The following is a 13,489-nucleotide window of genomic DNA, read 5'->3' as shown; positions in this document are numbered from 1 at the left end:
ACTCCTTCCGCCCCTCCCACCCCCGCGCCGATCTAGGGCATATCGCGGCCAGTTGATCTCTGATCACGACGATTCGCCCTAGATCGGCGCGGGGGTGGGGAAGGGGGCTACTTGGCGGCGGCCTTCTTCGCGTTGGTTACCGCGTCGGTCCAGCCTTGGCTGGGGTTGCGCTGGCCCAGCTCCACGGTGCGTACGGCGTTCTCCACCTCGGTGCGGACGGCCTGGTTCTTCGGGCCCATGTAGACCGGCTTCAGGCTCTTCGCGCCGGTGCCGAAGATGGTGCCGACCGGTGCCCCCGAGAAGTACGCGTTGGTCGCGCCGGTGATCGCGGGGTCGTCGAGCGCCTGCGGCGAGGAGGGCAGCGGGCCCTTGGCCTTGAACGCCCCGATCTGACCCTTGGCGCTGGTCAGGAACTTGGCCAGCTCGATCGCCTCGGCCTGGTGCTTGCTCTGCTTCGGCACGGCGAGATGCGAACCGCCCCAGTTGCCGCCGTTGCCGGGCACCTGGGCGATGTCCCACTTGCCCTGGGCGGTCGGGCCGGAGTTGCTCTCGATGACACCGGTCATCCAGGCGGGGCAGGCGATGGTGGCGAACTTCGACTGCTTGAAGGCGGAGACCCACTCCTCGGACCAGGAGCCGTACTTTCCGGAGAGGCCCGAGTCGACGATGTCCATGGTGGTGTCCCACGCCTGCCGTACCGCCGGGTTGCTGTCGACGACGACGTTGCCGTTGGTGTCGTAGTAGCTGTAGCCGGTCGTGTTGCCGGCGGTCTGCAGCAGGATGGTGTTGAAGGTGTTGGTCGCGGCGTCGAGGAAGGACGCCCCGGTCTTGGCCGCGACGAACCGCTCCCCAGTGGCGATGTAGTCCTGCCAGGTCGGCCAGAGCTTCGAGACCGCGCCCCGCTCGGTGGGCAGGCCGGCCTTGGCGAAGAGGTCCGTGCGGTAGCACATGGCGATGCCACCGACGTCGGTGCCGAGGCCGATGAGCTGCTTGCCGTCGGCGGTCAGGCCGGCGTTCCACTTCCACTCGAGGAAGTTGCCCTTGAGGTCGGCGGCGCCGTGGTCCAGCAGGTTGACGAAGTTGCCGGGGTTGGCCTTGTACTCGACCAGGAGGCCTTCTTCGATGGCCACCACGTCACCGGCGCCTCGGCCGGCGGCGAGCCACTGGGTCAGCTTCGGTGAGTACTCGTCGAGGTTGGTGCCGGCACCGCGTTCGACGATCTTCACGTCGGGGTGCGCGCTCATGTACTCCTGGTAGAGCTGCTCGTAGCCGAACTGGCCGAAGACGTCGACGGTCAGCGTGACCGGTCCGTCCCCGTCCGCCTCGTCGGCACCGCCGCAGCCGGCGGTGACGAGCAGGGTGGTGGCGGCGGCGAGGGCCACCGCGGCGAGGCGGCGGCGCGGGAAGACAGCCATGGGATTCGGACCCCTCTCAAGGTGGTCGGGTGGTGGCGAGTGGCATGTGAGAGCGCTCTCTCGACAGGGTGCTGAATCCTCTCCGCGCTGTCAAGAGAGCGCTCTCTCAGTTCTGATTCGTTATCAAGGCATCGACGCGAACGAGGGCGCCACCCGGTGGGGTGACGCCCTCGTACACGTGCTCCGGGTGACGATCAGCCGGTGCCCAGACCGTCGAGCAGGGTGCGGTCACCGGCGACGTCCAGCGTCTCGAAGCTCACCCGACCCCAGAGCGCCAGCAGCAGGTCGCTCGCGGTGCCGCTGACCTGCGCTCGCGCGTGGTGGTCGTCGTGGTCGAAAATGGTCGCGGTGTCGAGCAGCGCCACCCCCTCGCCGCGCAGCCGCAGATACCACTCCTGGGCCGCGTCCGTCGCGGAGAGCTGCACCACCCCGTGCCAGTCGCCCGGCACCCGCCGCCGGCCCGCGGGCAGCCAGGTGTCCAGCACCTCACTCACCCCGTCGGCCGCGAGCTTCGCCTCCACCGGGTCGCCGGCGCCGATGGCGAGCTGGGCGTCCCAGCGGTGCACAGCCGTCTCGTGCGCCATCCGACGCGGCCAGAAACCGGCCTTCTTCGGCTGCGGGGCCCAGTTCCACGCCGGGGCCTCCGGGTCGAGCCCGTCGAAAAGGGTCATCAGCTTGTCGTACCCCTGCTGCCACAGCTGGAGCGGGCTGACGCCCGGGTCCGCCTCGATCCGCTCCCGGGGGGCCGGCCGGGTGGTCAGGCCGGAGCCGGCAAACGACGAAACCCAGTGGTAGATGCCAGCGAGGTGCAGTGTGAGGTCGTTGACCGTCCAGCCCGGACAGGACAGCACAGGTGTCTCGGGCGGCGCCTCTGCCACCGCCGCGGCGAAAGCAGGACCCTCCGCCCGGAGCGCCCCGATCCAAAAATCCTTGCTGCCCTGCAGTCTGCTCATCGCCATCCTCCCGGGGGTGCCGGGCGACCAGTGGGTGCCACGGCTATCACTCAGCCTAAGGTGAAAGGCGTGCCCGACGCCTACGCCCAGCCGACAACCGAAGCCGATCGTGCCATCCCTGGTCCACTGGCCAGCTACACCACTCTGCGGATGGGTGGGCCGGCCGAGCGGATCGTGGCCGCCGGCACTGCCGACGAGATCGTCCGGGCGGTCCTGGCCGCGAACGAGCCGGTCCTGATCCTGGCTGGCGGCAGCAACGTGGTGATCGGCGATTCCGGCTTTCCCGGCACCGTCGTCCTGGTGCGTTCCCGCGGGCTGCGGGTCGTCGCCGAGGACGCCGGGTCGGTCACCGTACGGGTCGAGGCCGGCGAGCCGTGGGACGACCTGGTCGCCGCCACCGTGGCCAACGGCTGGGCCGGCCTGGAGTGCCTCTCCGGCATCCCCGGCTCGACCGGCGCCACCCCGATCCAGAACGTCGGCGCGTACGGCCAGGAGGTCGCCGAGACGATCACCGGAGTCGAGGTGTACGACCGGGCCGAGGGCACCCGCCAGGTCATCCCCGCCGCCGACTGCGGGTTCGCCTACCGGGGCAGCATCTTCAAGTACGCGGACCGCTGGGTGGTGCTCTCCGTCGACTTCCGGCTCACCCCGTCGCCGCTCTCCGGGCCGGTGCGCTACGCGGAGCTGGCCCGGGCGCTCGGTGTCGAGGTGGGCGACCAGGTGCCACTGGCCGACGCCCGAGCGGCGGTGCTGCGGCTGCGCGCGGGTAAGGGCATGGTGCTCGACGCCACCGATCCGGACACTCGCTCGGTCGGGTCCTTCTTCACCAACCCGGTGCTCGACCGGGCGACGTACGAGCTGTTCCTGGAGCGCGCCGCCGAGCTGGGCGACCCGCCCGCCTGGCCGGGGGCCGACGGCATGGTCAAGGTGAGCGCGGCCTGGCTGATCGACAAGGCCGGCTTCGCCAAGGGCCACCCCGGGCCGGACGGGGTGGCCATCTCCAGCAAGCACACCCTCGCCCTCACCAACCGCAGCGGCACAGCCCACACCGTCGACCTGCTCGCCCTCGCCGCCACCATCCGCGACACCGTGCACGCCCGCTTCGGCGTGACTCTTCACCCCGAACCCGTCCTCATCAACTGCGCCCTCTAAGTGCTGGGAGGTGGCCAGGGGAGGGTCAACTCGCCCTGGCGCCAGCGGGTGGGGCCGTTGAGGATGGGCCAGCCGGTCTCGCGGAGCCGGGTTACCGCTCTCAGCCAGCGTTGGCGGGGGCCGAAGGTGGCGTAGGGGGCGGCGGCCTGCCAGGCGTCGTCCAGGGCGCGGATCAGATCGTGCACCGGCTCACCGGGGACATTGCGGTGGATCAGCGCCTTGGGCAGCCGCTCGGCCAGCTCGGCAGGGCTGCCCAGCGTGGTGAGCTTCGCGGCCAGGGTCAGCGTCCGAGGGCCGTCGGCGTCGATCAGCAACCAGCTGGCGAGCCGACCCAACTCGTCGCACGTGCCCTCGACGAGCACCCCGCCCGGGGCGAGCGCGGCGGTCATCGTCCGCCAGGCGTCGGGCACCTCGCTCTCGTCGTACTGGCGCAGCACGTTGAACGCGCGGACCAGCACCGGCCGGAGCCCAGCCAGCTCGAACCCACCCCGGGCGAACGTCAGGCCGGGTGGGTCGGCGGCCGGCGTCGCGGCGGCCACACGGGCCGGGTCGATCTCCAGACCGACCAGCCGTACGTCTGGACGAACCCCCGCCGCCAGCCGGGCGCGCAGTTCCACCGCAGTCACCGGGGTGGCGCCGTAGCCGAGGTCGACCACCAGGGGGTCGGCCGCCGCCAACAGCCGGTCGGCGCAGGTGGCGACGATCCAGTTGTCCACCCGACGCAGCCGGTTCGGGTTGGTCGTTCCCCGCGTGACCACGCCGAGCGGCCGGTGCCGTGCCGCCCCGCTCATACCGTCTCACTCCTCGCGCTTCACTGCCTGACCCGGTGCACCTTGTGCTGGGCCGCCTGTGCCCGCGGCCGGACCACCAACCGGTCGATGTTGACGTGCTCGGGGCGGGTGGCGCACCAGGCGATGCAGTCGGCGACGTCCTCGGCGACCAGCGGCCCCGGCACTCCGGCGTAGACGGCTGCCGCCCGTTCCGTGTCACCCTCGAAGCGGACCAGCCCGAACTCGTCGGTCTTCACCATGCCCGGGTCGATCTCGATCACCCGCAGCGGTCGGCCGCACAGCTCCAGACGGAGTGTGCCGGCGATGGCGGTCTGCGCGTGCTTCGCCGCGGCGTAGCCGCCCCCACCCTCGTACACGGTCAGGCCGGCGGTGGAGGAGACCACCACGATGGTGCCGGAGCCGGACGCCTCCAGCGCCGGCAGCAGGGCCTGGGTGACCCGCAGCGTGCCGAGCACGTTGACGTCGTACATCCACTGCCAGTCGGCGACCGAGCCGGACTCCACCGGGTCCAGCCCGCGCGCTCCGCCCGCGTTGTTGACCAGCAGGGTGACCGGCCCAGGTGCCTGGGCGGCGGCCTCGGCCAGCCCGGCCACCGACTCGTCCGAGGTGATGTCGCAGGTCACCGCAGTGGCCTGCCCACCAGAGGCGGTGATCTCGCCGACCAGTTCGGTGAGCCGGTCGGCGCGACGGGCGGCGGCGAGCACGTGGAAGCCCTCGGCGGCGAGCCGGCGGGTGGTGGCTGCGCCGATCCCGCTGGACGCTCCGGTGACGATGGCGACAGAGGTCATCCCGACATTGTCACCCCGACAGCCCGGCCGACCCCGACCGGGCGGTCGGGGCGCATTCGCGGGCGTTTGTGATGAGGTCCGTCACCCCGGGGGGCCGCGCTGGGGAATTTCCGAAGCCCGATGGGGAAGATGACATCCGGCGTACGGGTTGACCGAGAAGCGCCGGTCGTGCGAGACGGCATCTACCGTGACAGAGGAGCGGATGTGGCGGAAATGCACACCGGTGTCGGTCGTCAGCGCGGTGCCCAACCGTGGCCCCGGCCTCGCCGCATCGCCACCCTGTCGGTGCACACCTCCCCTTTGCACCAGCCCGGCACGGGCGACGCCGGCGGAATGAACGTCTACATCCTTGAGGTCGCCCGGCGACTCGCCGAAGCCAACGTCGAGGTGGAGATCTTCACCCGGGCCACCTCCGGCGACCTGCCCCCGGTGGTCGAGATGGCACCCGGCGTGCAGGTCCGGCACATCACCTCCGGCCCCCTGGAGGGCCTCACCAAGGAGGAGTTGCCCGGTCAGCTCTGTGCCTTCACCGCCGGGGTGCTGCGCGCCGAGGCGTCCCGCCCGCCCGGGCACTACGACCTGATCCACTCCCACTACTGGCTCTCCGGCCAGGTCGGCTGGCTGGCCAAGGAGCGTTGGGGGGTGCCGCTGGTGCACACCGCGCACACCCTGGCGAAGGTCAAGAACGCTCAGCTCGCGGCCGGCGACCGGCCGGAGCCCAAGGCCCGGGTGATCGGCGAGGAACAGGTGGTCGCCGAGGCGGACCGGCTGGTCGCGAACACCCGGGTCGAGGCCACCGACCTTCTCGATCGGTACGACGCCGACCCGACCCGGGTCTCCGTCGTGCAGCCGGGCGTCGACCTGGATCGGTTCCGACCCGCACCGGGCGATCGGTTCGCGGCTGCCCGCGAGGCGCGCCGCCGGCTGGGGCTGCCGGCCGAGGGGTACGTCGTTGCCTTCGTCGGTCGGATCCAGCCGCTCAAGGCCCCCGACGTGCTGATCCGCGCGATTGCCGCGTTGCGGGAGCGCGATCCGGCACTGGCCGACCACGTGACCGTGGTGATCTGCGGCGGGCCCAGCGGCAGTGGGCTGGACCGGCCGACCGCGCTGATCGAGCTGGCCGCCAGGCTCGGGGTCACCGACGGGGTGCGGTTCCTGCCACCGCTCACCGGGGACGACCTGCCGGCCCTGTACCGGGCGGCCGATCTGGTCGCGGTGCCGTCGCACAACGAATCGTTCGGGCTGGTCGCCCTTGAGGCGCAGGCCTGCGGTACGCCAGTGCTGGCCGCCGCGGTCGGAGGGCTGGTCACCGCCGTGCGGGATCAGGTGAGCGGCGTCCTCATCGACGGGCACGACCCGGTCGACTGGGCGAGCGCGCTGGGACGCCTGCTGCCTGACCGGGCCCGCCGGGCGGTGCTGGCCCGCGGCGCTGAGCAGCACGCACGGCACTTCTCCTGGGACCGGACGGTCGCCGGCCTGCTTGGCGTCTACGGCGAGGCGACCGCCGCGCACCGGGCCCGCCTCGCGGCCGACCTGGCGTGCGACCCGGCGCTCTCCTGCTCCTGGTGACGGCGGGCGCCGGTCGCCAACCGGTGCACCGGTCGGGTCGGTCGTAGAGTGGGTCCGGTGAGCCCGAAGAGCGATCTTGCGACCCTGATTGAGTCGGTCTGTGCCGAGCGGGAGTTGGCCTTCGAGTCGACCGGCCCCGGCTCGTACGCGGTGACCCTGCCGGGCACCCACAAGCTCAAGACGGTCTGCAACCTGATCGTCGGTGAGCACGCGCTGCGCATCGAGGCGTTCGTGATGCGCCAGCCGGACGAGCGCCGTGAGGAGCTGTGGGCCTGGCTGTTGCAGCGCAACGCCCGGATGTACGGCGTTTCCTTCTCCACTGACGCGGTCGGCGACGTGTACCTGACCGGTCGGGTCAACCCGGCCGGCGTGGACGCCGACGAGTTGGACCGGCTGCTCGGCTCCGTGCTCACGTACTCCGACGAGTCGTTCGACACGATGCTGGAGATCGGCTTCGGCAGTTCGATCCGGCGGGAGTACGAGTGGCGGGTCAAGCGTGGCGAGTCGACCGCCAACCTGGCCGCGTTCGCCCATCTCTTCGAGCCCTCCGGCTCCGGCCCCGACCCGGCCTGACCGCTCGGCCCCGACCCGGTCTGTCGGCTGGTGGTTCGGACTGCTCCTGACGGGTATGCCGCCCCGCGCGGTGCGGCAAGGGACCCCCGCGCGCCGAGGACGGAGTGTCAAGGAGCGGAGCGTCCCATGGCTCAGCGGAACAGCTCAGGTCGCGGCGCAACTGCGACCAGGACGAAGCGACAGGCCGGCAACCAGACGCCGGGTACTCCCGGAGTCTCCGAGTCGGAGATCTCCCGGATGCGGGTGGACGACATCCGCGGGCAGCTACGCAAACGCGGGGTTTCCGGGATCTCCGCACTGCGCAAGCCCGACCTGGTGAAACAGTTGGTGCGCTCGATGCGGGCCGGCGCAGGTCGGAGCAGCACCGGTCCAACGGGCCGGGCCACCGGCACCAGGGCGTCGGCGGGTCGTGCCGCCGCCACGAAGAAGTCGGCGGCCAGGGCGGCGCCGAGCCGCGCGAAGGCCGCGCCGGCGAACAAGAGCGCACCCGCGAAGCGGGCCGCCGCGAAGAAGGCGACCGCCGCGCGTACGTCGACGGCGGCGAAGAGGACGCCAGCGGCGAAGAGGACGACGACGGCGGCGGCGAAGAAGGCGACGGCAGCGAAGAGGACGACGACGGCGGCGGCGAAGAAGGCGACGGCAGCGAAGAGGACGACGGCGGCGACCGCGCGCAAGACGGCGACCGCGCGCAAGACGGCGACGGCCCGTACCGCGCCAGCGCGGAAGGCCCCGGCGAAGAAGGCACCGGCGCGGCCGGCGGCGAAGCGGGCGGCACCTGCCAAGCGCACTACGGCCAAGCGGGCGGCGCCCGCCAAGCGCACCACGGCGAAGCGCGCGGCGCCCGCCAAGCGCGCGGCGCCACAATCGGCCGGTAGCGGCACGGCGGCCGGCGGGATCCGGACCGGACGGGGCACCGGACGGTCGGTCCGCAGCTCGCAGGTGATCTCGTCCGTGATGGACCGGCCCGAGCGGCCGGGACGAAGTCTGATCACCGCCAACCACGAGGTGATCCAGCGCTGGGCCCGGGAGCGAGGGGCGAAGCCAGCGACCATCGCCGGCACCGAGCGGGACGGCCGGGCGGGTGTGTTGACCTTCAACATCCCCGGCTACCGGGAAAGCAGCCGGATACGCGAGATCACCTGGGATGAGTGGTTCCACACCTTTGACCTGCGCCGCCTGAACCTGATTTATCAGGAACAGATGCGCGACGGCCGGCAGAGCAACTTTTTCCGGACCGAGTCACCTGATCGGGAGGACGGTTGAGGTGTTTGCGGGAATGGATGACGGGTACGCCGCTGTTACCAAAGACCGAGGCCCGAGCAGCGGATACTCGCCAGTTGTGACCGGCGAGACAGCGTTCTGGGTTGAATCCAGAATCCGGGCGAACTAACTTTATTGCACCGCGCCACGCTTGGAAACGTTCGGGGGAGCGGCGGATCGATCAGATCCGCGCACCAGGCGAGGCGCGAGGGGACGGGTGGTTAACCGTTGGGGGACGGTGCCCACCTGTTTGGACCGGCGGCGTGAGCGGGCGATGCTTACGGGGGTGAGTGTTGCCCGCCGCCGCCGGCCCCGCCGGCGGGCGCCCACCACGGCCTTAGGGACGTGGTGGGCGCTTTGCGCATATAGACCTGCCCCACATTTGCCCTGTTTTACCCACGCGACACCCGACGTTCGATTCCGGACACGCGGTGTTGCGTCCGTTGAAGCAGAACCGAGCAATGGGGCACGCACGAATAGGCCCACGGGCGGCGTTGGCTGGTTACGCGGTCGGCACGCGGTCCGCGGGGGTGGTGGGCTCCCGGCCGGCGGCCCGGTGCAGCGCGGCGACGTGCCGCTCCCGGGGTGGCCCGGCGAGCAGGTGCCCGAGCGCGGCCAGCAGGCCCAGCCCACCGACGATCAGCCAGTGCCGGTCGCCGAGGTGCTGCAGGCTCACCCCGCCGAGGGTGGGAGCGATGAAGGCCGCAGCCGGGAACGTCAGGTAGAAGACCGACTGGTACCGCGCGCGTAGCTGCGGCGGCGCCAGGTCGGCGTTGATCTGCGCGTTGGGCGGGGCGGCGAGCATCGAGCCGACCGTCCAGACCACTGCGGCACCAAGGTAGATGGCCAGCTCGTCGGCGACGGCGAGCACCCCGAAGCCGAGCGCGAGCAGTGCGGTCGAGGCGGCCAGCACGACGTCCTTACGATGCCGGTCGATCAGCCGGGGCACGAACAGTTGCCCGACCACGATCAGTGCGCCGCCGAGCGCCACCACCAGCCCGTACGCCGATGGGCCCAGGCCGTCCGCGCGCATGGCCAGCGGCATGATCGTCGAGGTCTGCATGGTGAGCACGGCCAGCACGAAGGTGAGCCCGACGAAGACCAGGAAGGTGCGGTCCCTGAGCGCGGTGTGCAGTCCTGGTCGGCGGGGCCGGAGGGACTTCGGCATCGGGCGGGTGGCCGGCGGGAGGTCGGCGGTCGGAGCGGCCAGGCGCAGGGTCTCCGGCACCTTCCAGCCGATCACGGCGGCGGCGGCCAGTGTGGCGCCAGCGTCGACCAGGAACAGCGCGGTGAAGCTCGCCTCGGCCAGCACCCCGGCGAGCAACGAGGCGACCGCCATTCCCAGGTTGAACGCCCAGAACTGGAGGTTGAACGCGCGCGAGCGGCGCTCGGCGGGTACCACGTCGACGATCGCCGCGACGAACGCCGGGCTGGGCATCGAGTGGACCACTCCGACCAGCGCGGAGAGCGCCGCGATCAGGAGCAGGGGCCGGCTGAAGGCGAGCGCCACCATCAGACCGGCCGTGGCCAGGTGCGCGACGAGCAGGGTCGCCCGGCGGCCCCACCGGTCGGCAAGCACTCCGCCGAGCAGCACGCCGGCCGCCCCGCCGGCCCCGTACGCGCCGACGACCGTGCCGGCCATCCCCACGCTTGCTCCGCGCACGTCGGTGAGGTACAGCGAGAGGAACAGCATGGCGAACGCGCCGGCCCGGTTGATCAGCAGGCCGGCCCAGAGGTACCAGAAGGTGGCGGGGAGCCCGCCCGCGGTGTCGTGCCACCAGCGTCGCAGGGCGTGCACCCGACCTCCCAGCAGTTCAGTTTCCTAACCATTTCCCGTGCACGGTAGAAAACCCGGGCCGGGTCGCGCCAGCCGGCGTCCTGATCTTGGGCGTGTCGTCAGACTGCTTCGACGGGCTGCGGCCCCCGGGTGGCGCTGACCGGTGCCAGTGCTTCGCCGGAGCGGCGCAGCGCGGCGGCACGCCGCTCGCGGGCCGGCCCCGACACCAGGTGGGCCACGGCGGTCAGGGCACCGAGTACGGCGCAGCCGTACCAGAGCGTGTCGTTGCCGGCGTGCTCGCGCACCAGGCCGCCGAGGATCGGCGCGCTGGCCCCGGCCATCTGCCACGAGAGGGAGAACACGCCCTGGTAGCGGCCTCGCAGCGCGGCCGGGGAAAGCTCGGCGATCAGCGTGGAGTTGGACGGCGAGTTCAGCATCTCGCCGACCGTCCAGATCAGCACGGTCAGCCCGTAGAACCAGGCGGTGCCGGCGAACGCGGTCAGCCCGAACCCGACGCCCATCACCACGGAGGCCAGCGCGAGCACGTGTGAGCGGCTCCGACCCCGGATCAGCCGCGGCACGAAGAGTTGGCCGACCACGATGAGGACGCCGTTGAGCGCGATCACCGATCCGTAGGTGGCCGGGCTCAGACCATCGTCGCCCATCGCGATCGGCAGCATCGAGATGTGCTGGAGGAAGACCAGCGCGGAGAACAGGTTCAGTGCCACGAAGCCGAGGTAGACCCGGTCGTTGAGGATGGTGCGCAGGGCACCGGCCGGGGCCTTCCCGGCGGCAGCGGTGGCAGCGGTGGCAGGACCGTTCTGCCGGGTCTCCGGCACCTTCACGAAGATGATCAGCGCGGTGATCAGCATGGTGGCGGCATCGACCACGAACAGCAGCAGGTAGTCCGCCTGCGCGGCGAGGCCGGCGAGGATGGCGGCGCAGGCGAAGCCGAGGTTGATCGCCCAGTAGTTGAGCGAGAAGGCGCGCAGCCGGTCCTTCGCCGGCACCACGTCGATCATCATCGCCCCGAACGCGGGCCGGGCCGCCTCGGCGAACATGCCGAGCAGCAGGGCGCCCAGCGCCACCGCCCAGATGTCCCGGGCCAGCCCGAGCGCGAGCATCATGGCGGCCGCACCCACGTGTGCGGTGAGCAGCGTCGGTCGGCGGCCCCACCGGTCTGCGAGGGTGCCGCCGGCGGTGGTGCCGAACGCGCCGCCCACGCCCCACAGGCCGATCACCAGGCCGGCCTGAGAGGCCGAGAAGCCGCGTTCCTGGGTCAGGTAGATGGCGAGGAAGATGAGGACGAACGAGCCGAGCCGGTTGATCAGGGTGCCGGACCACAGGTACCAGAAGGTGGTCGGCAGGCCGCCGGTGGTGTCCCGGAACCAGCTCCGCATCGTCCGCACGTGGTTCCCCCGCTTGCAAGTAATGACCGATGTGACTGTTGCGCCTTACGACCCTAGTGGTGGACAGATCCACTGGTCACCCGCTTTTTCACGTGGTGGTCGTCACGACGGCTGCCCGCGTGTCCCCAGGGCGGTTGAGGCAGGATGATCCGCATGACTGCGAGCGAAGGGCCCACCATCGGGACGCTGGTCCTGCTGCGGCACGGTGAGAGCGACTGGAATGCCAAGAACCTCTTCACCGGCTGGGTGGACGTCGACCTGACCGAGAAGGGCGAGGGTGAGGCGCGGCGCGGCGGCGAGCTGATGCGCGAGCACAGCCTGCTGCCGGACGTCGTGCACACCAGCGTGATGCGCCGTGCGATCCGCACCGCCGAGCTGGCGCTGAACGCCGCCGACCGGCACTGGATCGCGGTGCGCCGGTCGTGGCGGCTCAACGAGCGCCACTACGGCGCCCTGCAGGGCAAGAACAAGAAGCAGACCCTGGACGAGTACGGCGAGGAGCAGTTCATGCTCTGGCGCCGGTCGTACGACACGCCACCGCCACCGATCGCCGACGACGACGAGTGGTCGCAGGTGGGTGACCCTCGCTACGCGCTGCTGCCGACCGAGCTGATGCCGCGTACCGAATGCCTCAAGGACGTCGTCGACCGGATGCTGCCCTACTGGTACGACTCGATCGTGCCGGACATCCTGGCCGGCCGGACGGTGCTGGTGGCCGCGCACGGCAACTCGCTGCGCGCCCTGGTCAAGCACCTCGACCAGATCTCCGACGAGGCGATCGCCAAGCTGAACATCCCGACGGGCATTCCGCTGCGTTACGACCTCGACCCGCAGCTGCGTCCGCTCAGCCTGGGCGGCACCTACCTCGACCCGACGGCGGCGAAGGCAGCCGCCGCGGCGGTGGCCAACCAGGGCCGCTGAGACGTTGGGAAAGGCCCCTTGTTATGCAATGAGCGATAACAAGGGGCCCTTCCTTGCCAGTCAGTTGGCGGTGGGGGTGTTCTCCCCGGTGATCAGGTAGATCACGTGTTCGCCGGCGTTGACCGCGTGGTCGGCGAAGCGCTCGTAGAAGCGACCCAGCAGGGTGGCGTCGATCGCGGTCTCCACCCCGTACGGCCAGTCGTCGCCGAGCAGCACCGCGAACAGGTTCTTGTGCAGCTCGTCCATGGCGTCGTCGTCGTGGTCCAGCTCGCCGGCGAGGTCGGCGTCGGGCTTCGCCAGCACCGAACCGATCTTCACGGCCATTCGGTCGGCGATCTCGGACATCTCGGTGAAGACCGTCCGCAGCTCGGCCGGGACGGCGGGGGAGGGGTGCCGGCGCAGCGCGGTCTTCGCCACGTGCTCGGCGAGGTCGCCCATCCGCTCCAGATCCGCGGCCACGTGCAGCGCGGTGATCATCGCCCGGAGGTCGGAGGCGACCGGCGCCTGTCGGGCGAGCAGGTCACAGACCCGCTCCTCGACGTGCCGGTAGAGGTCGTCGATCTCGGCGTCCCGCTCGATGACCGTCTCGGCGGCCTGCCGGTCGGCGGTGAGCAGGGCCCGGGTGGCCTGGCGCATGGCGGCGCGGACGCCCTCCGCCATGTCCACCAGCAGTTGGCTGACGATCTGGAGGTCGGCCCGGAACTCGTCGCGCATCATCACGTCCTGTGGTCGGTCGCCGCCGACGGGTGCCGGCGCAGGGGGTTGAGCAGGTGCGACGCCAACGGTAGGGGGCCCGGACGGACCCCGGATGAACCACGGTGAACGACGCCGGACGTAGGGGTGAACATTCGCGAAAGTGAGGGTGTTTCGTCCCGGTCTGT

The 13,489-nt window shown here is 71.1% G+C and carries 12 protein-coding genes and 1 pseudogene; 5 read left to right on the top strand and 8 right to left on the bottom strand.

The genetic code is table 11. The annotated features are described in order from the left end of the window. Nucleotides 1-107: 107 nt before the first annotated feature. Nucleotides 108-1,415 (bottom strand): extracellular solute-binding protein, encoded by a 1,308-nt coding sequence (locus ABZS37_RS10240; RefSeq protein WP_355167508.1) that lies wholly within the window; start codon nt 1,413-1,415, stop codon nt 108-110. 194 nt (nt 1,416-1,609) lie between these two features. Continuing rightward, nucleotides 1,610-2,368 (bottom strand): maleylpyruvate isomerase family mycothiol-dependent enzyme, encoded by a 759-nt coding sequence (locus tag ABZS37_RS10235; protein WP_354994415.1) that lies wholly within the window; start codon nt 2,366-2,368, stop codon nt 1,610-1,612. Between the two features lie 114 nt (nt 2,369-2,482). Between ABZS37_RS10235 and ABZS37_RS10230 the strand changes: the two genes are divergently transcribed. Next, nucleotides 2,483-3,520: a UDP-N-acetylmuramate dehydrogenase gene (locus ABZS37_RS10230; RefSeq protein ID WP_355167807.1), complete on the top strand. Its 1,038-nt coding sequence runs from the start codon at nt 2,483-2,485 to the stop codon at nt 3,518-3,520. Here ABZS37_RS10230 and ABZS37_RS10225 read toward each other — a convergent pair. Beyond that, nucleotides 3,517-4,311 (bottom strand): class I SAM-dependent methyltransferase, encoded by a 795-nt coding sequence (locus ABZS37_RS10225; RefSeq protein ID WP_355167506.1) that lies wholly within the window; start codon nt 4,309-4,311, stop codon nt 3,517-3,519. The genes ABZS37_RS10230 and ABZS37_RS10225 overlap by 4 nt on opposite strands. Before the next feature lie 20 nt (nt 4,312-4,331). Next, on the bottom strand, nt 4,332-5,099 hold the full coding sequence (locus ABZS37_RS10220; RefSeq protein ID WP_355167504.1) for an SDR family oxidoreductase: 768 nt from the start codon (nt 5,097-5,099) through the stop codon (nt 4,332-4,334). A gap of 99 nt (nt 5,100-5,198) precedes the next feature. Between ABZS37_RS10220 and mshA the strand changes: the two genes are divergently transcribed. After that, entirely contained in the window at nt 5,199-6,668 is a 1,470-nt protein-coding gene (gene mshA, locus ABZS37_RS10215) for a D-inositol-3-phosphate glycosyltransferase (RefSeq protein WP_355167805.1), read from the top strand. 57 nt (nt 6,669-6,725) lie between these two features. After that, complete coding sequence (locus ABZS37_RS10210) at nt 6,726-7,241, top strand: YbjN domain-containing protein (RefSeq protein WP_355167502.1); 516 nt, start codon at nt 6,726-6,728, stop codon at nt 7,239-7,241. Nucleotides 7,242-7,372: 131 nt separating this feature from the next. On the opposite strand, the gene ABZS37_RS10205 is transcribed toward ABZS37_RS10210, so the two are convergent. Continuing rightward, a complete protein-coding gene (locus ABZS37_RS10205) occupies nt 7,373-8,029 on the bottom strand; it encodes a hypothetical protein (protein WP_355167826.1) in 657 nt (218 codons plus the stop codon). A gap of 49 nt (nt 8,030-8,078) precedes the next feature. Between ABZS37_RS10205 and ABZS37_RS10200 the strand changes: the two are divergent. Next, nucleotides 8,079-8,504 (top strand): annotated as a pseudogene (locus ABZS37_RS10200) (hypothetical protein); the annotation flags it as partial. A 499-nt stretch (nt 8,505-9,003) separates the two neighbouring features. Here ABZS37_RS10200 and ABZS37_RS10195 read toward each other — a convergent pair. After that, nucleotides 9,004-10,299 (bottom strand): MFS transporter, encoded by a 1,296-nt coding sequence (locus ABZS37_RS10195; RefSeq protein WP_355167500.1) that lies wholly within the window; start codon nt 10,297-10,299, stop codon nt 9,004-9,006. Between the two features lie 98 nt (nt 10,300-10,397). Further along, entirely contained in the window at nt 10,398-11,687 is a 1,290-nt protein-coding gene (locus ABZS37_RS10190; protein WP_355167498.1) for an MFS transporter, read from the bottom strand. A gap of 153 nt (nt 11,688-11,840) precedes the next feature. Between ABZS37_RS10190 and ABZS37_RS10185 the strand changes: the two genes are divergently transcribed. Continuing rightward, nucleotides 11,841-12,608 (top strand): phosphoglyceromutase, encoded by a 768-nt coding sequence (locus ABZS37_RS10185; protein ID WP_354994409.1) that lies wholly within the window; start codon nt 11,841-11,843, stop codon nt 12,606-12,608. Nucleotides 12,609-12,668: 60 nt separating this feature from the next. Here ABZS37_RS10185 and phoU read toward each other — a convergent pair whose 3' ends face one another. Further along, a complete protein-coding gene (phoU, locus tag ABZS37_RS10180; protein WP_354994408.1) occupies nt 12,669-13,322 on the bottom strand; it encodes a phosphate signaling complex protein PhoU in 654 nt (217 codons plus the stop codon). Nucleotides 13,323-13,489: the final 167 nt, after the last annotated feature.

Source organism: Micromonospora sp. NPDC005413 (assembly GCF_040606435.1).
GTDB lineage: Bacteria > Actinomycetota > Actinomycetes > Mycobacteriales > Micromonosporaceae > Micromonospora.
Note: the sequence above shows the minus strand (reverse complement) of the source record. Positions and strands in the feature narration are given on the sequence as shown.

Bases quoted from the DNA above. Each gene is read 5' to 3' on its own strand.
- ABZS37_RS10225 (WP_355167506.1), bottom strand. From the start codon at position 4,311: ATGAGCGGGGCGGCACGGCACCGGCCGCTCGGCGTGGTCACGCGGGGA.
- ABZS37_RS10240 (WP_355167508.1), bottom strand. From the start codon at position 1,415: ATGGCTGTCTTCCCGCGCCGCCGCCTCGCCGCGGTGGCCCTCGCCGCC.
- ABZS37_RS10235 (WP_354994415.1), bottom strand. From the start codon at position 2,368: ATGAGCAGACTGCAGGGCAGCAAGGATTTTTGGATCGGGGCGCTCCGG.
- ABZS37_RS10185 (WP_354994409.1), top strand. From the start codon at position 11,841: ATGACTGCGAGCGAAGGGCCCACCATCGGGACGCTGGTCCTGCTGCGG.
- phoU (WP_354994408.1), bottom strand. From the start codon at position 13,322: ATGCGCGACGAGTTCCGGGCCGACCTCCAGATCGTCAGCCAACTGCTG.
- ABZS37_RS10220 (WP_355167504.1), bottom strand. From the start codon at position 5,099: ATGACCTCTGTCGCCATCGTCACCGGAGCGTCCAGCGGGATCGGCGCA.